We start from the raw sequence: 20,349 nt of genomic DNA, 5'->3' as shown, positions 1-20,349 counted from the left end.
ATCAGAGATCCTTTCTGAGGCGGGGGTCTAGGAGGTCGCGGAAGCCGTCGCCAACCATCTGCAGGGAGAGAACGGAGAGGACGATGGCGATACCAGGAAACAGGGTCATCCAGTCGGCCTGACCGACATATTGCCGGCCGGCGGCAATCATCGTGCCCCAGGTCGGCACCTCGGGGCTGACGCCGAGACCGAGGAAGGACAGGCCGGCTTCCGCCAGCATGGCATGGGCAAACAGGAACGTTCCCTGGACGAGGATGGGCGAGAGCAGATTGCGCAGGATGTGGCGCGTCAGGATATGCGGCGTCGAAATGCCAAGCGCATGGGCGGCTTCCACATAGGGCAGTTCGCGGATGACCAGTGTCGAGGCCCGCACCACGCGAGCCAGCCGCGGCGCGTAGACGATGCTGAGCGCGATGATCACCGTCGTCAGCGACGGACCGAGCGCCGCAACCAGCGCAATGGCAAGCAGGATGTCGGGGAATGCCATCATCGCATCGATCAGCCGGGTGATCGGCGCATCAAGCTTGTGGAAGAAACCGGCGAGAATACCAAGGGTCACGCCGATGAGCGAGGCGAGCACCACCACGGCAAAACCAACGAGCAGAGACAGCCGGGCGGAATAGATCGTGCGGGAAAACACGTCGCGTCCGAATTCATCGGTGCCGAATATCCATTGGGCGCTCGGCGGCTTCAGCCGGTTGACGATCGACAGCTTGTTCGGCGCATAGGGGGCAATGAGCGGCGCGAGAATGGCAAGCGTGATGAAGATTGCCAGAACGATCAGGCCGAACAGGACGGTCTTGCGGCGCAGGAGAACGCGCAGGAATTTGCTGCGCTCGCTGGCGGGAACGGGTGAAACGATATCGGTCATCAGTAGCGCACCCTTGGATCAACGACGAGGTAAAGCATGTCGATGGCGAAATTGATGAGGACATAGAGCCCGGCGATGATGAGGAGTGCGCCCTGAATGACCGGGTAATCGCGGCGCAGCACGGCCGAGACGACGAGATTGCCGACACCGGGCAGGCCGAACACCGTCTCCGTCACCACCGCGCCGGAGATCAGCACGGCGGCGGTCAGGCCGACGACGGTGATGATCGGGATCAGCGCATTCTTGAAGGCGTGCTTGAGCACGACGTTGCGCTCGACGACGCCCTTGGCCCGGGCGGTGCGGATGTAGTCATCCCCCAGCACATCCAGCATCGAAGCGCGGGTAAACCGCATGATCAGCGCCGATGAAACGATTCCCAGCGCAAAAGCCGGCAAAACGAGATGATACAGCCGCTCGCCCAGCGTCGTGTCCGGCCCGCCATAACCCGAGACCGGGAAAATACCGAAGCGGACGGCAAACACCTGCATCAGGATCAGGCCGAGCCAGAAACTGGGAATGCTGGCGGCCAGCATGGCAAGCGCCGTTGCGGCCTGATCGAAGACCGATCCGCGCCGGTACGCGGCATAAACCCCGATGGGGATCGCAATGACACTGGCGATGAGGATCGAGAAAACCGTGAGGAAAAATGTCGGCTCGGCGCGCTGCGCCAATGCCGTCAGCACGGGCTGGTCGAGAAAGATCGACCGTCCGAGATCGCCCTGCAGCAACTGGCCGATGAAATAGACGTACTGGACGAGGATGGAGCGGTCGAGCCCGAGGGCTGCCCGCAACTGCGCGATATCGGCAGCGGTCGCTTCCGGTCCGAGCATGACGGCTGCCGGATCGCCGGGCGTGACGCGGACGATGATGAACACGATGGTCACCACCAGAAACATCACGACAATCATGCCGATAAAGCGTTGGAAGATGTAACGGAGCATGGGCCGGTCGGATCCTGCTGCGGGAGCTACGATACGAAGGAACGGGCGGCAGGCGGCTTGCGGCCACCCGCGCCCGAACGCTTCAGATTACTGCTTGAGCGACACGTTCCAGAAATAGGGCCAGGGCGCCGGGGTAAAGTGCTCCAGCTTGGGCGATTTGGCCGACAGCGCGTTGAAATCGCCGATCTTGATGATCGGTGCTTCCGCGTAGATCACCTTCTGAACGTCCGCCCACAGCGCGATACGCTTCTTCGGGTCCGTTTCGGCATTGAAGGCATCCACCGCCACCTTGCGGGCCGGTGTATCCCAATTGCCCGGCGCACTGGTCGACAAGGCGCCGATCAGCGCGGGTTCCGGCAGGAACGGGCTGTGGCTGATATAGATATCCCAGAGTGCCGGGTCGGCGCGGCGCTGGGTCAGCGTTGCCCAGTCGACCACCTGCAGATCGACATTGATCCCGGCGGCCTTCAGATATTCCGCCGCGACCTGTGCCATCTTGTAGTGGAACTCATACTGGCGGCTGGTGAGAATGCGCACCGGCTTGCCGTCGTAATTGGCTTGCTTCAGAAGCGTCGCCGCTTTTTCGGGATCGCCGATATTATAGCCGTCCTTGACGCCCGCATCGCTGGCCCAGCTATAGGATGCCGGATAGAACGATCCATTGAGCGCATAGAAGTCCTTGCTGCCGAAAGCGGCGGCCAGCATGTCTTCCACGTTGAGTGCAGCACGGATCGCCAGGCGCATATCCTGGTTCTTGGTCAGGCCCTGCGCCGTGTTCAGCACGAAGACCGGCCAGCCGAAGGGCTTCAGCAGCACCGGCTCGGTGACCTTCTGGCCCTTCAGGCGGTCATAGGCCTCGACAGGCAGACTGTCGGCATAGTCGAACTGGCCGGAAATCGCGCCTTCGACCCGGGTATTGGCATCGGGGACAGGAACGAAACGGATTTCGTCGAGATACTGATGGCGGGCGCCGCCATAACCATTCTCGCGCCCTTCCGGAGACTTGTAGCCGTCGAAGCGGACGAGCTGGATATACTGGTCGGCCTTGCGCTCCTTCAGCTTGTAGGGGCCCGTGCCGACCGGGTCGGTCATCGGGTTCTGCTGCTTTTCACTTGGGAGGATGATCGCCGCGGCATTGTTGAACGCCAGCAGCGACAGCAGCGGTGCATGCGGGGCATTGAGCGTGATGCGGACGGTCGAGGCATCCACCGCGTCAATGGATGTGATGAGAGGCGCGACCTGCTTGCCGCGCGAGGCGATCTGGGTCCAGCGCTTCAGCGAAGCGACGACATCTGCGGAATCCATGTCGGTGCCGTCATGGAACTTGACGCCGGTGCGCAGCTTGATCGTGTAGATTTTGCCATCCGCCGAAATCTCCGGCAGGCTTGCCGCCAGCAGCGGGGTCGGGTTCCAGTTTTCATCGAAGGTGTAGAGTGTCTCGAAAATGTGCTGGGAAACAATGCCGACCAGATCGGCCGTCGATGCCATGGCGTCAAGTGTCGGCGGTTCGCCGATGGTCGCGACATTGATGACGCCGCCCTTGGTCTGGGCAAAGGCCGCAGGGCTGAGGGCAACCAGCGCCGAACCCAACAGGAGTGCGAGTTTCAGTGATTTCATGACAGTTCCCTTTGTTATTCTATTATTATGTTATATAATGTTTTATAGTAGAATAAGACCAAATGTATCAGGCGCTGTCAAACAAAAAAGAAAAGGCAGCGCGAGGGGCGCTGCCTTGATCATGCAACCGGCCGGCAATCCGTTCAGATAATGCCGCCGCTGCCGCCCGTGCTGGCCGGCCGGATTTTCCCGACCTTTTGCCGGTAGCCGCTGGCCCGGTAGGCGGCGATGGGATCGATGGCGCCCCCCGCCCGGCGGCGGGCTTCGGCGAGTATCGGCTCGACATCCGTCCGGTAGGCGCGCTTCAGCGCATCCGATGCCATCAGCGCATCATTGCCGTCCTGATAGCCATCCAGAGCTGCCCGGTCGACCAGCAGGGCCTGCGCATAGGCGCGGCGGATTTCATTGGCACTCGAGATCAGGCTTTCAATCGGATCGGTCACATTGTGCGACTGATCGATCATGTGCGCGGGATGGAAATTCTCGACGCCGCGCTCTTCCGCATCGACCAACTCATTGAACACAAGGAACAGCCGGTACGGATCGATGGAACCCGCATCCAGATCGTCATCGCCATATTTCGAATCGTTGAAGTGGAAGCCGCCCAGTTTCTTGAACTGGATCAGCCGCGACACGATCATCTCGATATTGGTGTTCGGCGCGTGATGGCCGAGATCCACGAGGCAGAAGGCTTTCGGCCCCAGTGTCTGGGCGATCAGATAGTTGCTGCCCCAGTCCTGCACCACGGTCGAATAGAAGGCCGGCTCGAACATCTTGTGTTCGGAGAAAATGCGCCAGCCATCCGGCAGCGCCTTGTAAACCTGCGCCATGGCATCGAGATAGCGCTCGAACGACCGGGCAAAATGGCTCTGGCCGGGAAAATTCGAGCCGTCGCCGATCCACACCGTCAGGGCCTTCGAGCCGATGGCGTCGCCGATTTCGATGCACTCGATATTGTGCGCGATGGCCTGCTTGCGCGTCGCCGCATCCACATGGCTGAGCGAGCCGTATTTGTAGGAATGCGCCTGATCCGGCGCATCGGAAAAGGTGTTGGAATTCATCGCGTCGAAGCCGAGGCCGAGCGCCTCCGCATGGGCTTTGAGCTGTTTCGGATCCGCCTTGTCCCAGGGGATGTGCAGCGAGACGGTCGGCGTCGCGCGGCTCAGCTGGTGGATGACCGCGCAGTCATCGAGCTTGTCGAAAATGCCGCGCGGCTCACCCTGCCCCGGAAACCGGGCAAAGCGCGTACCGCCGGTACCGACGCCCCAGGAGGGAACCGCGACGAAGAAATCGGCCACCTTGGCGGTGATCGCCTCGATATCGATGTTGCGGCGGGCAAGATGTGCGCCCAGCGCCTCGAAATCGCTGTTGTGCGCCGCACCGCGCTTGTCGTTCTCGGATGCGATCAGATCGCCGGAAATATGCTGTTCAGCCATGTTGTCCTCCCCCGGACTGCCTTTATCGCGTGAAGCTCTGCACGTTGCCAGCGTCAACATTGATGATATTGCCCGTTGATTTGGCGGACGCATCGGAGGCAAGGAAATAGATCGCCTCGGCGATGTCTTCCGGCAGCACGTTGAGCTTGAGCAGCGACCGCTTGCGGTAATGCTCTTCGAGCTCGTCGACCTGCAGGTTGGACGAGGCGGCACGCTGTTCGCGCCATTCGCCGTTCCAGATTTTCGAGCCGCGCAGCACGGCATCGGGATTGACGGTGTTGACGCGGATACCGGCTTCCGCTCCCTCCAGCGCGAGGCAGCGGGCGAGATGGATTTCCGCAGCCTTGGCGGCACAGTACGCGCTGGCATTGGGCGAGGCGGCAAGCCCGTTCTTCGATGCGACGAAGACCACGTTGCCGCCGATCTTCTGGCGCCGGAACAGGCGGAAGGCTTCGCGCGACACGAGGAAATAGCCTGTCGCCAGAATGTCCATATTGCGGTTCCACATGGCAAGCTCGGTCACCTCTATCGGGGCAGACGAGGCGATGCCGGCATTGGAAACAAGAATATCGATGCCACCGAATTCAATCGAGGCCTCGGCGAAGCTGGCGATCACGGCAGCCTCATCCGTCACATTGAGCTGCACGCCGCGTACTGCATCGGCGCTGTACCGCCCGGCAAAATCCTGATGGGCGGTCTTCAGGGCCTCCGCATCGATATCCGCAAGGACGACACAGGCGCCCTGCCCGAGCAGCCGTTCCGCCGTGGCGCGGCCAATGCCGCCGGCACCGCCGGTGACAAAGGCCACGCGGCCCGCCAGGGATTTCGGTTTCGGCATGCGCTGCAGCTTGGCTTCCTCGAGCAGCCAGTATTCGATATCGAAGGCCTCCTGTTCCGGCAGTCCCTGATAGTCCGAAACGGACGATGCGCCGCGCATCACATTGATGGCGTTGACATAGAATTCCCCGGCGATACGCGCCGTTGCCTTGTCCTTGGCAAAGGACAGCATGCCGACGCCGGGAATGAGGAAGATCACCGGGTTGGGATCGCGCATGGCTGGCGAGTTGTCATGTTTGCAGGCGTTGTAATAGCGGGCATAGTCGGTGCGGTAGGCTTCCAGCGCCGCGTCGAGCGCTTCGACAGCGGCATCCGGATTGGCCGCATCGACATCCAGCACCAGCGGGCGAATTTTCGTGCGCAGGAAATGATCGGGGCAGCTGGTCCCGAGTGCCGCCAGCGGATGCAGGTTGCGGGAATTGACGAATTCCAGCACCGCCGGCTGATCGTCGAAATGGCCGAGCTTGCGTTCGGCTACACCGATCTTGCCGCGGATTTCCGGCATCAGCCGCGCGGCGATGGCGCGGCGCGCCGATGCGTCGAGGCTCGCCGTTGCCTCCCCGCCGAATGCGGGTTTGCCCGCCGTCTTGGCGTCGAACCAGACAATCGCCCTGTTGATGATATCGAGCGTCAGCTCGTAGCATTCCTTGGCGTCATCAGCCCATGTGAACAGGCCATGGCTTTCCAGCACGACGCCCTTTGAATTGGGATGCGCCGCCGCATAGGCGCCAAGATCGAGGCCGAGCTGAAAGCCCGGACGGCGCCAGGGCAACCAGCCGATTTCGTCGCCAAACACCTCTTTCGTCAGCGCGCGTGAGTTCTTCGAGGCAGCAATGGCGATGATCGCATCGGGGTGCATGTGATCCACATGTCTGAACGGCACGAAACCGTGCAGGGGCGTATCGATCGATGCGGCGCGGCTGTTGAGATTGAAGGTGCAATGGGGCAGGAAGCCCACCATGCGGTCTTCGTCCGCAACACCTTTGTAGATGGACTTCAGCGATTCCAGCTTGTCCATATAAAGCGTGGCGAAACCGTCGAGCTTGATCGTGCCGACATCGCCGCCCGATCCCTTCACCCACAGCACCTCCACCGGCGTACCGGTGAGCGGATCGGTTTCCGTCACTTTCGCCGAGGTGTTGCCGCCGCCGTAATTGGTGATGCGCTTGTCGGCACCCAGCAGATTGGAGCGGTAAAGCAGCTTGCCGGGCTCATCCAGCGCGACCGCCTTCTGATCATCCCAACGATTATCCAGAAGTTGGACCTTGTTCGCCATGCTTGCCTCCCGAAGACGATCTGATGGCCTGACAACACGCCGCAGCCATGTGAATTTTCTCTAGCTATGAAGCAGGGAGTGATTTGCTGTCAATCATAAATGATCAAATTCAATCATAAAATTGCAATTGTGCAGTGCAGTATGAATAATTTTGACTGATGTTGATTGACAGCATCGTGTTATTTGCGCAATGTTCGCAGCAGTGGAGGGAAAAATGCACGAACGTGAGCGCCAACGAATTATCCTGAGTGCCGTTCAGGAAAAGCCGTTCATCACCATTCAGGACATTGCCGAACTGACGGAAGCGTCGGAAGCAACGATCCGTCGTGACATCGCCTCCATGCATGTCCAGGGCAAGCTGCGCCGGGTGCGCGGCGGCGCGGAAGCCATTCACCCGCCGCAGCAGACCGCGCTTGCCGGCCGGCCATTTCGCGTCTCGGAAGCCGAGAACATCGACAAGAAGCGGGCGATTGCCCGCGAAGCCGTGGGCCTGTGCAACGAGGGCGACGCCATCATTCTCAACGGCGGCACCACGACATTCCAGATGGTGCACTATCTCGCCACGCGCCGCCTGCAGATCATGACCAATTCCTTCGCCATCGCCGAACACCTGGTGAAGAACTCCAAGAGCACGGTCATTATTCCCGGCGGCATGATCTATCGCGAGCAGAGCATGATCCTCTCGCCGTTCGACAATGACGTGACCCGCAATTTCTACGGCAAGCGCATGTTCATGGGCGCCGTCGGGGTCGGTCCGTTCGGCGCGATGGAATCGGACCCGCTGATCATTCAGGGCGAGCAGAAGCTGATCAATCAGGCGGATGAACTGGTGCTGCTGGTGGATTCCAGCAAGTTCGAGCGCCGGTCGAGCCTGATCCTGTGCCCGTTGCAGCGGGTTGCAACAATCATCACCGATGACGGCATTGCGGATGCCGACCGGAAGATGGTGGAGGACGCCGGGGTCGAGCTCATCGTCGCAAAGGTGGGAGCTCAGGACAAATCAAGGGATTCCGCTTCGATCGCATAAAAACCAGGCGCCGAAGCGGCGTATTTCAATCTAGGGAGGATGAAATGAAACTGTTGAAGAAACTCGCACTGGGATCGGCCTTGGCCCTTGCCATGCTCGCATCGCATGCACAGGCGGAAACGATCAAGATCGGTCTCGTCGCCAAATCACTCGGCAACGGCTTCTTTGAAGCAGCCAACAAGGGCGCGCAGGAAGCCGCCAAGGAGTTGGGCGGCGTCGAAGTCATCTATACCGGACCGACATCGACGACGGCCGAAGGCCAGATCGAGGTCATCAATGCGCTGATCGCGCAGAACGTCAATGCCATCGCCATTTCCGCCAACGACCCGGACGCTGTCGTCCCGGCTCTGAAGAAGGCCATGGCGCGCGGCATCAAGGTGATCTCGTGGGATTCCGCCGTGGCCAAGGACGGCCGCATCGTCCACCTCAACCCGTCGTCGAACGAGCTGATCGGCAAGATGTGCCTGCAGCTTGCCGCTGCCCATCTGCCTGATGGCAAGGGCGACTTCGCCATCCTCTCGGCCACGACCACATCGACAAACCAGAACACCTGGATTGCCGAGATGAAAAAGCAGCTGCCGAATTTCCCCGGCCTCAATCTCGTCACGACAGTCTATGGCGATGACCTCGCCGACAAGAGCTACCGCGAAGCGCAGGGCCTCCTGACCTCGCAGCCGAATGTGAAGGTCATTGTCGCGCCGACCACGGTGGGCGTATTGGCGGCATCCCAGGCGGTATCCGATGCCAAGAAGATCGGCACGGTTTACGTGACCGGCCTCGGTCTGCCGTCGGAGATGGCCGGCGCCATCAAATCAGGCGCCACCAAGGAATTTGCCATCTGGAATCCGATCGATCTCGGCTACTCCGCCACGCAGATCGCCTATCACCTCGTCAAGGGTGATACCGACGGCAAACCCGGCAGCGACATCAGCGCCGGCCGCATGGGCAAGATCAAGATCGGCGACAATGGCGAAGCGGCCATGGCTGATCCCTTCGTCTATGACGCGAAGAACATCGATCAGTTCTCCAAGATTTTCTGATCCGGCAATCGCGCCGCAAAGCCCGGCAGGCCTTCTGCCGGGCATTTTTTAACCCTTCGGTATTGCCCATGATGACCGCAGCCCTCGCTGACTTACCCCTTTCAACCCCCATTCTGGAAATGCGGGCCATCTCCAAGACCTTTCCGGGTGTGAAAGCCCTGAATGACGTCAACATCGCCCTGTTTCCCGGCGAGGTGACAGCGCTCATCGGCGAGAACGGTGCAGGCAAATCCACGCTCGTCAAGATTCTGACCGGTATCTACCAGTCCGACGAAGGCGAGATCCATATCGACGGCAAGCCCGTCACCTTCGGCAATGCGCAGGATGCCATCGATCACGGCGTGACCGCCATTCATCAGGAAACGGTGCTGTTTGACGAGCTCTCGGTCGCCGAGAACATTTTCATCGGCCATGCGCCGAAGACATCGCTGGGTCTGGTCAACTGGAAGGGCGTCAACGCCAGGGCGCTGGCCCTCCTCCATTCGCTCGAAAGCAATATCGATCCGCGCACGCGGCTGAAGGACCTGTCCATCGCCCAGCGCCATCTTGTTGCCATTGCCCGCGCGCTGTCGGTCGACGCGCGTATCGTCATCATGGACGAGCCGACCGCCGCCCTGTCGCGCAAGGAGGTGGACGACCTCTTCCAGATCGTCAAGCGGCTGAAGGCGCAGGGCAAGGCCATTCTCTTCATCAGCCACAAGTTCGACGAGGTCTACGAGATCGCCGACAATTATGCCGTGTTCCGCGACGGCAAGGCCGTGGGCAGCGGGGTTCTCGCCGAGATCAGCCAGAACGATATTGTCCGCCTCATGGTCGGCCGTTCCATCGAGCATGCCTTTCCGAAAGTCGACATCCCGCTCGGCGAAACGGTGCTCAAAGTCGAGAACTACAGCCATCCCACCGAATTCCGCGACATTTCCTTTGCCCTCAGGAAGGGTGAAATCCTCGGCATCTACGGGCTGGTCGGCGCCGGCCGCTCGGAAATCTGCCAGTCCCTGTTCGGCGTGACCCGGCCGTCCGGCGGCAGGCTGGAACTGGACGGCAAGGAGATCCACATCCGCTCGCCCGGCGATGCAATCCATGCGGGCATCGTCTATGTGCCGGAGGAGCGCGGCCGCCACGGTGCCGTGCTGCAACTGCCGATCTACCAGAACATTTCATTGCCGTCGCTTGGACGGACATCCCTTTCGGGTTTCCTGCGCGCCGCCGAAGAACTGGCGCTGGCGCGAAAATACGCCGAACGCTTCGACCTCAGGGCCGCCGCGCTTTCCGTGCCGGTCGGCACGCTTTCCGGCGGCAACCAGCAGAAAGTCGTCATCGGCAAGTGGCTCGCCACGCAACCGAAAATCCTCATTCTGGATGAACCGACCAAGGGCATCGACATCGGCTCGAAGGCGGCGGTCCACGCCTTCATCAGCGAACTTGCCGGCGAAGGCCTCAGCATCATCATGGTATCGTCGGAACTGCCGGAAATCCTTGGCATGTCGGACCGCGTGCTGGTGATGCGCGAAGGCCTGTCCGCCGGTCTCTTCGAGCGCGCTGACATGAGCGCCGAGACGCTGGTTCGCGCCGCAACGGGCAACGCGTGAGGATCGGGATGATCAAGCAACTGTTCAAATTTCGCGAAATGCTGCTGGTGGTGATCATCGCCGTGCTGCTTGGCGTTTTCTCCTCCCGCTCGCCCGGCTTTGCCAGCCCGTCGAACCTCTCGAATATTTTCAACGACACGTCGATCCTGATCATTCTGGCCCTCGGGCAGATGACCGTCATCCTGACAAAGTCCATCGACCTCTCCGTTGCGGCCAATGTGGCCTTTACCGGCATGGCCGTCGCCATGCTCAACGCCGCGCATCCCGGCCTGCCGCTGGCACTGATCGTTGTCATCGCGCTTGGCATCGGCGCGATCCTCGGGGCCATCAACGGCCTGTTCGTGTGGAAGCTCGGCATTCCCTCGATTGTCGTCACGCTCGGCACGCTTACCATCTATCGCGGCATGGCCTTCGTTCTGTCCGGCGGCGGCTGGGTCAATGCCCACCAGATGACCGAGCCTTTCCTGCAGACGCCGCGCCAGCTTTTCCTCGGCCTGCCCGTGCTCGGCTGGACGGCCATCGTCATCGTCGCCGTCATCTATATCGTGATGTCGCGCACCTTCCTCGGCCGGGCAATCTACGCCTCCGGCGGCAACCCGACGGCAGCGGTCTATGCGGGTATCGATGTCGGGCGCACGCGCTTTTTCGCCTTTGTCATATCGGGCACGCTCGCCGGGCTCTGCGGCTACCTCTGGGTATCGCGCTATGCGGTGGCCTATGTGGATATCGCCGCAGGCTTCGAACTCGACAGCGTCGCCGCCTGCGTCATCGGCGGCATTTCGACCCTTGGCGGCATCGGTTCGGTGGCCGGAGCGGTGCTGGGTTCGCTGTTTCTCGGCGTCATCAAGAATGCCCTGCCGGTCATCAACATTTCGCCGTTCTCGCAAATGGCAATTTCGGGCGGCGTGATCATCGCCGCCGTGATCTTCAATGCGCGGCAGGAACGGCGGCGCGGCCGCATCATCCTGCGTGACCGTGGGGCATCGGAAACAATCGAGGGCATCGCATGAGTGTGGTCAGCGAAAAACGTCATATCCCGGACCGGCTCGGCACCTCCGCAACGCGGCTGTTTGCCAGCTGGGAAGCGCTGCTGCTGGTTGTCGCGATCCTGATCTTCATCGCCAACTCCTTTGCATCGCCCTACTTCCTCAATGCATGGAACCTGTCCGACGCCACGTTCAACTTCACCGAGAAGGCAATGGTGGCCTTCGCCATGGCGCTCCTGATCATCGCCGGTGAAATCGACCTGTCCGTCGCGGCGATCATTGCGCTTGCCTCGACGGCCATGGGCGCCGCGGCCCAGATGGGCGTGGGCACGCCGGGCCTTGTTGCCATCGGCCTTGGGGTCGGCATCGGCTGCGGCGTGATCAACGGCATTCTCGTCGCCGGGCTGCGCCTGCCGTCAATTGTCGTGACCATCGGCACGATGAGCCTGTTTCGCGGCATCGCCTATATCGTCCTCGGCGACAAGGCCTATGGCGGCTATCCCGCCTCCTTCGCCTATTTCGGCCAGGGCTATGTCTTCTGGGTCATTTCGTTTGAATTCGCCCTGTTCGCCGTCCTGGCCATTCTCTTTGCCATTCTCCTGCATGCGACCAATTTCGGCCGGCGCGTCTATGCCATCGGCAACAACGAGTTTGCCGCGCGTTTTTCGGGCATCCGCGTCGAGCGCATCAAGTTCACGCTGTTCCTGATGACAGGGCTGATGTCGGGCATCGCCGCGGTCTGTCTCACGTCACGCCTCGGCTCGACACGGCCGTCCATCGCGCAAGGCTGGGAGCTCGAAATCGTCACCGTGGTGGTTCTCGGCGGCATCTCCATCCTCGGCGGCTCGGGAACCATCGGCGGCGTGGTCATCGCCGCCTTTGTCATGGGGCTGGTGACGTTCGGCCTCGGGCTGCTCAACGTGCCCGGTATCGTCATGTCGATCTTCATCGGCCTGCTGCTGATCATCACCATCACCCTGCCGATCATCATCCGCCGCTTCAGGCACAGGAAACACGCATGAGCACCCGGGAAACCTATGCGTTCAAGATGACCCTCCATCCGGGCATGGAAGAGGAATACCGCCGGCGGCACGATGCCATCTGGCCGGAACTTGCCGATCTCCTGCACGGCGCGGGCGTGCAGAACTATTCAATCCACCTTGATCGTGACACCCACACGCTGTTCGGTGTCCTGACCCGCCCGAAGGAACACGGGATGGCTGATCTTCCCGATCATCCCGTCATGAAAAAATGGTGGACGCACATGGCCGACATCATGGTGACGAACCCCGACAATTCACCGGTGCAGACCGATCTGGTCTGCCTGTTCCATCTGGCCTGAGCCGGCATGACCAAGCCAGGCCATATCGCTGTCATCGACGTCGGCAAGACCAACGCCAAAGTCGTTGTCGTTGACGCGGCGAGCGGCGTAGAACTTGCCGTGCGCAGCACGCCCAACCGCGTGGTCACGAAAGGACCCTATCCGCACTACAATGTGGATGCACTCTGGACTTTCTTTCTCGCCTCCCTGACAGAACTCGCCGCAACACCCGGCTTCGATGCGATATCCGTCACGGCCCATGGCGCAGCGGCAGCCTTGCTCGGCGACGAAGGTCTGGCCATGCCCGTCATCGACTATGAACACAGCTATCCCGAAGCGGTACGCCAATCCTATGCGGGCCTGCGGCCGGACTTTGCCGAGACCGCCTCGCCCTATCTGGCCGGCGGACTGAATGTCGGCGCGCAAATCCATTACCAGAAGACGCTGTTTCCCGAACGGTTCCGGGATGTCAGAACCATCCTGACCTATGCGCAATATTGGGTGTGGCGGCTGACCGGCATTGCGGTCAATGAAGTGACGTCACTCGGCTGCCATACGGATCTGTGGAACCCGCGGGAAGGTGATTATTCCGGCCTTGTCGACACGCTGGACCTGCGCCCGTTGCTGCCGCCGATCCGCCCAGCCTTCGATCACATCGGCGATTTGCTGCCCCCTCTTCAGCATCAGCTGGGCATCAAAAATCCTGTGCCGGTCTTCTGCGGCATTCACGATTCCAATGCATCGCTGCTGCCGCATCTGATGACGCGCAGCTCGCCATTTTCCGTCGTCTCGACGGGCACGTGGGTGGTGCTGTTTACTGTGGGCGGGCGGCTGGACAGGCTCGATCAGGAGCGCGATACGCTTGCCAATGTCGATGCCTATGGCAAGCCGGTGCCGTCGGCCCGGTTCATGGGCGGCCGGGAGTTTGATCTTTTGACCGGCGGCAATGCCGCCGCGCCCGATACCGCAACGCTCGACCGGGTCATCCGCGATCACATCATGCTGCTGCCCAGTCTTGTCAAGGGGACGGGCCCCTTTCCGCACCGGGAGGCTGTATGGCCGAACGGCGAGGCCCGGACACCGGCCGAACACACAGCCGCAGCCTCGCTCTATGCCGCGCTGATGACCCATGTCAGCCTCGGGCTGATCGGAGCTGAGGGCAGCACGATTGTCGAAGGTCCCTTCGCCCGCAATGCGGTGTATCTGTCTGCCCTGCGCAGCCTGACGGCGCGTGACGTGGCCGCCCTGCCCGGTTCAACCGGAACCAGCCTTGGCGCGGCGATTCTGGCGGGCGCGACAATCCCCGTGCAGGCAAAGACCGGAAACGTGCAGCCGCTCGATGCCGCATTCGACACATATGCGGCGATATGGCGGGACCACCTCGCATGAAAAAGGCGGGCTGAAAAGCCCGCCTATCCCCTTCAGTCGTTAGCCGTTATCAGCCGGCATAGGCTAGGGCTTCGTCTTCGCTGACGCCGCCATGCAGCGCGCGGTCAAGCTGCCCCTTGTCCAGTTCGCCTTCCCAGCGGGCGACAACGATTGTCGCCACCGCATTGCCGACGAGGTTGGTCAGGGCACGGCATTCCGACATGAAGCGGTCGATGCCGAGGATCAGCGCCATGCCGGCGACCGGCACGGCCGGAACCACGGACAGCGTTGCCGCCAGCGTGATGAAGCCGGCACCGGTGATACCGGCAGCGCCCTTGGAGCTGAGCATGGCCACCAGCAGCAGCAGAACCTGATCCGTCAGGGTCAGCGGCGTGTTGGTTGCCTGGGCAATGAACAGCGCAGCCAATGTCATGTAGATATTGGTGCCGTCCAGGTTGAAGGAATAGCCGGTCGGGATGACGAGGCCGACAACGGACTTCTTGCAGCCCGCCTTTTCCATTTTCGCCATCAGCGTCGGCAGGGCGGCTTCCGATGAGCTGGTGCCGAGAACGAGCAGCAGTTCTTCCTTGATGTAACGGATCAGGGCGAAAATCGAGAAGCCGTTGTAGCGGGCGACGGCACCGAGGATGATCACCACGAAGAGGATCGACGTCAGGTAGAAGGTTCCGATGAGGAACAGCAGGTTGGCAACCGACGAAATGCCATACTTGCCGATGGTGAACGCCATGGCACCGAAGGCACCGATGGGAGCAGCCTTCATCAGAATGGCGACCAGCTTGAACACCGGTGCGGACAGCACATGCAGGAAGTTGGTGACCGGCGCGGCGCGCTCGCCAACCATGGCCAGCGATACACCGAACAGAACCGAGAAGAACAGCACCTGAAGAATATCGCCGGAAGCAAAGGCACCGACGATGGTCGTCGGAATGATGTTCTGCAGGAAGCCGATGACGCTCTGTTCATGCGCCTGCTGCGTGTAGGTCGCGACCGAGGCCGGATCAAGCGTTGCCGGATTGATGTTCATGCCGGCACCGGGCTGCACGACATTCGCAACGATAAGGCCGACGATCAGCGCCAGTGTCGAGAAGGTGAGGAAGTAGATCATCGCCTTGCCGGCGACGCGGCCGACTTTCTGCAGATCGCTCATGCCGGCGATACCGGTCGTCACGGTCAGGAAAATGACCGGAGCAATGATCATCTTCACCAGCTTGATGAAGGCATCGCCGAGCGGCTTCATGCTGGTGCCGACATCGGGATAATAGTGGCCAAGCGCGATGCCGATGGTGATGGCAACGATGACCTGGAAATACAGATGGGTGTAGATAGGTTTCTTGACGCGCGGCTGCGGTGCTGCGCTGATGGTCACAGGACTCATGTCTTCCTCCATGGTGCGAGCCGCGTCTGGCAGAAACCCTGTCAGCCTCCCGGGCCCTTCTTGTTCTCGAGAACAACGCATGCGTTCTCTGGTAAGGCATAAGCAAGCACCGTGCCAATCTTGATTTATTTGATAATATATTGATTTTATTGCATATTATTTTTAGCCTTCGGGCGCGGGATATAAAACCGTGCGGAATTTCGCACAAACAGATTGTCAATCGTGCGGATATATGCACAAATCAGCCATGGACCGCCCCCTGCCAAACGATGCCGATATGCTGCCCCGGACCGGGGGATTCAGCACCATGGGCAAAATCGTCTATGGCGCCCTGGCCGTTTTCATCATTCTCGGCGCCCTGCTGGCCGCCAATGATTACGGCCGCAACCGTGCCTATGTCGCGCTGGAAACCCGGGCCAGAAGCGCGGCGGAACTCAATGCCGTCCTGCTGCGGACCGTGCTGGAGAAGCAACGCTCCCTGCCCTTCGTCCTCTCGCAGGACCGCGACCTCATCAGCGCGCTCTCATCCCGCAGCGAAAGCATGCTGCATCTTGTCGACCGCAAGCTGGAAAGCCTGATCGAAGGCACGCACGCGTCCGTCATCTACCTCCTCGATGCGAAGGGCAAGGCCCTGTCGGCCAGCAACTGGCAGGAACCGACCAGCTTTGTCGGCGTCGACTACAGTTTCCGCCCCTATTATCTGCGCGCACTCGCCAATGGCAGCGCCGAGCACTATGCGCTCGGCACGATCAGCAAACGGCCGGGCCTGTATATTTCGCGGCGCATCGACGGTCCGAACGGCCTGCTTGGCGTGATTGTCGTCAAGGTCGAGTTCGACGAACTGGAGGCCGACTGGCGCCGGAGCAGCGACCCGTCCTATGTCCTTGATCCGCGCGGCATCGTGCTGATCACCAGCTTTCCAGAATGGCGGTTCATGGCGCAGGCACCGATCCCGGCCGAACAGCTCGGCCCGATCCGGGAAAGCCTGCAGTTCGGTAATGCGCCACTCGAACCTTTGAGCGTCGCGCCTGCCTTGACAACCGCGACGCCGGACAGGGTAACCGCCCAATTGCCGGGCTCCAGCCAGGACGCGGAGTATGTCCGGGTCCGCGTTCCCGTGCCCACAACAAGCTGGACGCTGCAATTGCTGACACCGGCCGGCGCGGCGGTGAGCGAGGCCATCCGTGCCGCGCAGCTCGCGGCGCTGGCGGTCATTGCGCCTGTCCTCGGCTTCACCGCGTTCTTCCTGCATCGCCGCGGCCTGGCGCTGCAGCGCCTGCAGGAGCAGGAACTGGCGCGCCGCGAGCTGGAGCGCCGTGTGGCGGAACGCACCGAAGCGCTGAGCACCGCGCATGCCGAACTGGTGATGCAGGCGGAGGAGCGGCAGAAAACCGAAAACAAGCTGCAGACCGTGCAGCAGGAACTGGTGCAGGCCAACCGCCTTGCCATTCTCGGGCAGGTGACGGCGGGCGTTGCGCATGAGATCAACCAGCCCGTGGCGGCCATCCGCGCCTATGCCGACAATGCCGGGACGTTTCTGTCGCGCAATCAGGTCGAACCGGCCAGGGAAAACCTGTCGGCCATCGCGGGCCTGACCGAACGCATCGGCAGCATCACCGATGAACTGCGCACCTTCTCGCGCAAGGGCACCGGCGATGCCGGTCCGGCTGACGTCAGCGACGTCATCGAAGGCGCGCTGCTGCTGCTCGGCAGCCGTTTCCGCCAGACCGTGGGCAAGATCACGACTGAGACGCCGCCGGCCGGGCTGAAGGTGCATGGCAACCGCATCCGGCTCGAACAGGTGCTGATCAATCTGATGCAGAACGCGCTGGAGGCAACCGAAGGCGGGCCATCCAGCCGGATCAGCGTCGGCTATGCCGTCGCCGATGACGAGGTGCAGCTGACCGTGGCCGATAACGGCCCCGGCATTCCCGATGACATCATGCAGGCGCTGTTTACCCCCTTCAACACCTCCAAGGACCGCGGGCTCGGGCTTGGCCTGGTCATCTGCCATGACATCGTCGCCGAGTATGGCGGGCGCATCGAAGTGGACAGCAGCAGCGCCGGAACCCGATTCACCGTCCATCTCAAGAGGGTTGCCTGACCATGGGATTCCAGCCGCAAATCGCCTTTGTCGACGATGATGACGACCTGCGCAACGCCAACAGGCAGACGCTGGAACTTGCCGGGTTCAGCGTGATTCCGTTCGCCGATGCCATGAGTGCCCTGCGCTTCCTGACACCGGAATTCGCCGGCGTCGTCATCAGCGATGTCCGCATGCCGCATGTGGACGGGCTGGAATTTTTCCGGCGCCTGCGCGCGATGGACGCGGATCTGCCCGTCATCCTGATCACCGGGCATGGCGATATCGAAATGGCCGTCGAGGCCATGCAGGAAGGCGCCTACGATTTCATCGCCAAACCCTATCCGGCCGAGCGCCTCGTCCAGAGCATCCGCCGCGCCGCAGACAAGCGCCAGCTTGTCATGGAAAACCGCCAGCTACGGCAATTCATGGAGGCCTCCGACGAAACGGTGCCGCTGATCGGCCAGACATCCGTGATGCAGAATCTGCGCAAGACGCTGCGTCATGTGGCCAATGCCGATGTGGATGTGCTGATCGCCGGCGAGACCGGCAGCGGCAAGGACGTGGCCGCCGGTCTCCTGCATGAATGGAGCCGCCGCAGGCAGGGCAATTTCGTTGCGCTCAATTGCGGCGCCCTGCCGGAATCGGTGATCGAGAGCGAGCTGTTCGGCCACGAGGCCGGAGCCTTCACCGGCGCGCAGAACAAGCGTATCGGGCGGATCGAACACGCCAGCGGCGGTACATTGTTCCTCGACGAGATCGAAAGCATGCCGCTGGCCACCCAGGTCAAACTGCTGCGCGTTCTGGAAATGCGGGAAATCACGCCGCTTGGCACCAATGAGCACAGGCCCGTGGACCTGCGCGTCGTCGCCGCCGCCAAGGTGGATCTCGGCAGCCCCGAACAGCGGGCGAATTTCCGCGAGGATCTGTTCTACCGTCTCAATGTCGTCACGGTCTCGATCCCGCCCTTGCGTGAGCGAAAGGAGGATATTCCGCTGCTGTTCACGCATTTCCTGCACCGCGCCGCCATCCGCTTCAAGACGGAACCGCAGGACATAAACGCGGCGATGCGCGCGCGGCTGATGGATCATGACTGGCCCGGCAATGTGCGCGAACTCGCGCATTTTGCCGAGCGGGTTGCGCTGGGTCTGGATGAAATGACCAGTGAGCACACGCCGTCGCAGACCAGCACGCTCACCCTGCCCGAAGCCATGGAACGCCATGAGGCAAGACTCATCCGCGAGGCCCTGACGGGCAACAATGGCGATGTGAGGACGACGATCGAGGCCCTGGGCATTCCGCGCAAGACATTCTACGACAAGCTGCAGCGCCACGGCATCGACCGGGCTGATTATGTCAAAGGAAAGTTACCCCCGGACCAGATCTAGCACTGTTCACCCCGGCGTGCGCCGCCACCGAGAGACGCTCGACCAGCGGGCATTCGAGCTTGGTGATGGGATAGCGCGTTCCGCTCCCCGGGGCATAGCTGTCGAGCTGTTCGATGGCCCAGCGGCCCATGGCCCGGTGCGGCAGGACGGATGTGGTCAATTGCGGGTGCAGGTGCCGTGAAATTTCTTCATCGTCATAGCCGATGACCGAAATATCCTCCGGGATGCGGATGCCCGCTTCCTTCAGCGCTTCGTAGCAGCCGATGGCGGTCCGGTCATTCTGGCAGAAAATGGCAGTGGGCCTGTCCTTCAGCGCCAGCAGCGTCTTCGTCGCCTTGTAGCCCGCGCTTGCCGACCAGTCGCCCTCGATCACCAGTTCCGGATCGAAGGGGATATCGGCGGTCGCCAGTGCCCGGCGATAGCCGCGCAGCCGGTCCTTCGCCGCCTCCATCCACGGCTCGCCGGTGATGATGCCGATGCGCCGGTGGCCATGCTGGATCAGGTGGCGGGTCGAGTGCTGGCCGCCGGCAATCTCGCTCGGAACGACCGCGGGAAAAGCATAGTCGGCGGTATAGCAGTTGAGGAGCACCAGCGGGATATCGAGATTGTAGAGATAGTCCGGCAACGTCACCTCGCGGGTAAAGATCGCCATATAGATCAGCGCGGAAATCCCCTGCTCGCGCAGGGCGCGGATGGTGCGCGGCTCCATCTCGGGATCATTCAATGTCTGGGCAACCAGAATGATGTTGCCCGCATTCCACGAGGCCTGCCGCGCGCCCTCAATGGCAACGACCGCTTCGGGACTGGTTGCCAGCTGGTCGACCACGAAGCCGATCTTGCCGTCGACCGCAGGCGCATAGGCATCATGGCTGTCCAGGTGAGCAAAGTTGGGCGCGGCATAGCCGAGCGAGCGGGCAGCCTCGATCACGCGTTCGCGCGTTTCCGCCGCCAGCTTGATGCCCGGCGTCTTGTTGAGCACGAAGGAAACCGTTGCCTGCGAACAGCCGGCGATGCGCGCGATATCGGTCATCGTCACGCGCTTGTTGACGCGTTTGCGCCGGGCCGCGACCCGGGCGGGCTTTTTCTTTTCAGTGGTCACATCATCCACTGTGTCATTCATTCGAAAACAGCCCTTTGCCACATGCGCGCACGGCTGAATCAATCAAACCGCGT

The 20,349-nt window shown here is 61.5% G+C and carries 16 protein-coding genes; 9 read left to right on the top strand and 7 right to left on the bottom strand.

The annotated features are described in order from the left end of the window. Window position 1: 1 nt before the first annotated feature. The 5 genes from AC1Q5O_RS17140 to AC1Q5O_RS17120 all read right to left on the bottom strand — a co-directional run bounded on the left by AC1Q5O_RS17140 (window position 2) and on the right by AC1Q5O_RS17120 (window position 6,978). Window positions 2–871: an ABC transporter permease gene (locus tag AC1Q5O_RS17140; RefSeq protein WP_105733398.1), complete on the bottom strand. Its 870-nt coding sequence runs from the start codon at window positions 869–871 to the stop codon at window positions 2–4. After that, window positions 871–1,812: an ABC transporter permease gene (locus AC1Q5O_RS17135; protein WP_492564530.1), complete on the bottom strand. Its 942-nt coding sequence runs from the start codon at window positions 1,810–1,812 to the stop codon at window positions 871–873. The genes AC1Q5O_RS17140 and AC1Q5O_RS17135 overlap by 1 nt, the downstream gene beginning before the upstream one ends. Before the next feature lie 87 nt (window positions 1,813–1,899). Continuing rightward, window positions 1,900–3,429 (bottom strand): ABC transporter substrate-binding protein, encoded by a 1,530-nt coding sequence (locus AC1Q5O_RS17130; RefSeq protein WP_464664471.1) that lies wholly within the window; start codon window positions 3,427–3,429, stop codon window positions 1,900–1,902. Between the two features lie 143 nt (window positions 3,430–3,572). Next, window positions 3,573–4,865 carry an L-rhamnose catabolism isomerase gene (rhaI, locus tag AC1Q5O_RS17125; RefSeq protein ID WP_492564527.1) on the bottom strand — a complete coding sequence of 431 codons (1,293 nt, stop codon included), beginning with the start codon at window positions 4,863–4,865 and terminating at the stop codon, window positions 3,573–3,575. Between the two features lie 22 nt (window positions 4,866–4,887). After that, a complete protein-coding gene (locus AC1Q5O_RS17120; protein ID WP_492564526.1) occupies window positions 4,888–6,978 on the bottom strand; it encodes a bifunctional rhamnulose-1-phosphate aldolase/short-chain dehydrogenase in 2,091 nt (696 codons plus the stop codon). 214 nt (window positions 6,979–7,192) lie between these two features. Here AC1Q5O_RS17120 and AC1Q5O_RS17115 point away from each other — a divergent pair, with 214 nt between their 5' ends. The 7 genes from AC1Q5O_RS17115 (at window position 7,193) to AC1Q5O_RS17085 (ending at window position 14,330) form a co-directional block, all read left to right on the top strand. Continuing rightward, window positions 7,193–8,005 carry a DeoR/GlpR family DNA-binding transcription regulator gene (locus AC1Q5O_RS17115; RefSeq protein WP_223614771.1) on the top strand — a complete coding sequence of 271 codons (813 nt, stop codon included), beginning with the start codon at window positions 7,193–7,195 and terminating at the stop codon, window positions 8,003–8,005. 44 nt (window positions 8,006–8,049) lie between these two features. Further along, the gene (rhaS, locus tag AC1Q5O_RS17110; protein ID WP_223614770.1) at window positions 8,050–9,045 is read left to right on the top strand and encodes a rhamnose ABC transporter substrate-binding protein; all 996 of its coding nucleotides are present in this window, start codon (window positions 8,050–8,052) and stop codon (window positions 9,043–9,045) included. 68 nt (window positions 9,046–9,113) lie between these two features. Continuing rightward, a complete protein-coding gene (locus AC1Q5O_RS17105) occupies window positions 9,114–10,634 on the top strand; it encodes a sugar ABC transporter ATP-binding protein (protein WP_492564523.1) in 1,521 nt (506 codons plus the stop codon). Between the two features lie 11 nt (window positions 10,635–10,645). Beyond that, the gene (locus tag AC1Q5O_RS17100) at window positions 10,646–11,644 is read left to right on the top strand and encodes an ABC transporter permease (RefSeq protein ID WP_492564791.1); all 999 of its coding nucleotides are present in this window, start codon (window positions 10,646–10,648) and stop codon (window positions 11,642–11,644) included. Beyond that, on the top strand, window positions 11,641–12,642 hold the full coding sequence (locus AC1Q5O_RS17095; RefSeq protein WP_492564521.1) for an ABC transporter permease: 1,002 nt from the start codon (window positions 11,641–11,643) through the stop codon (window positions 12,640–12,642). Before AC1Q5O_RS17100 ends, AC1Q5O_RS17095 begins: the two co-directional genes overlap by 4 nt. Further along, window positions 12,639–12,962, top strand: a complete 324-nt coding sequence (gene rhaM, locus AC1Q5O_RS17090; RefSeq protein ID WP_492564519.1) for an L-rhamnose mutarotase — start codon at window positions 12,639–12,641, stop codon at window positions 12,960–12,962. The genes AC1Q5O_RS17095 and rhaM overlap by 4 nt, the downstream gene beginning before the upstream one ends. Before the next feature lie 6 nt (window positions 12,963–12,968). Beyond that, window positions 12,969–14,330, top strand: a complete 1,362-nt coding sequence (locus AC1Q5O_RS17085; protein ID WP_492564517.1) for an FGGY-family carbohydrate kinase — start codon at window positions 12,969–12,971, stop codon at window positions 14,328–14,330. 49 nt (window positions 14,331–14,379) lie between these two features. Here the strand turns inward: AC1Q5O_RS17085 and AC1Q5O_RS17080 are convergent, their stop codons facing one another. After that, window positions 14,380–15,705 carry a dicarboxylate/amino acid:cation symporter gene (locus tag AC1Q5O_RS17080; protein WP_223614765.1) on the bottom strand — a complete coding sequence of 442 codons (1,326 nt, stop codon included), beginning with the start codon at window positions 15,703–15,705 and terminating at the stop codon, window positions 14,380–14,382. 232 nt (window positions 15,706–15,937) lie between these two features. Between AC1Q5O_RS17080 and AC1Q5O_RS17075 the strand changes: the two genes are divergently transcribed. Both AC1Q5O_RS17075 and AC1Q5O_RS17070 read left to right on the top strand, forming a co-directional pair. Beyond that, on the top strand, window positions 15,938–17,809 hold the full coding sequence (locus AC1Q5O_RS17075) for a sensor histidine kinase (protein WP_492564514.1): 1,872 nt from the start codon (window positions 15,938–15,940) through the stop codon (window positions 17,807–17,809). 2 nt (window positions 17,810–17,811) lie between these two features. Next, entirely contained in the window at window positions 17,812–19,176 is a 1,365-nt protein-coding gene (locus tag AC1Q5O_RS17070; protein WP_492564512.1) for a sigma-54-dependent transcriptional regulator, read from the top strand. Here the strand turns inward: AC1Q5O_RS17070 and AC1Q5O_RS17065 are convergent. Continuing rightward, complete coding sequence (locus AC1Q5O_RS17065) at window positions 19,145–20,296, bottom strand: LacI family DNA-binding transcriptional regulator (protein WP_492564510.1); 1,152 nt, start codon at window positions 20,294–20,296, stop codon at window positions 19,145–19,147. The genes AC1Q5O_RS17070 and AC1Q5O_RS17065 overlap by 32 nt on opposite strands. Window positions 20,297–20,349: the final 53 nt, after the last annotated feature.

The sequence above is a fragment of the Phyllobacterium sp. MT110 genome (genome assembly GCF_058792715.1).
This window is presented reverse-complemented; position numbering and strand designations above follow the sequence as displayed.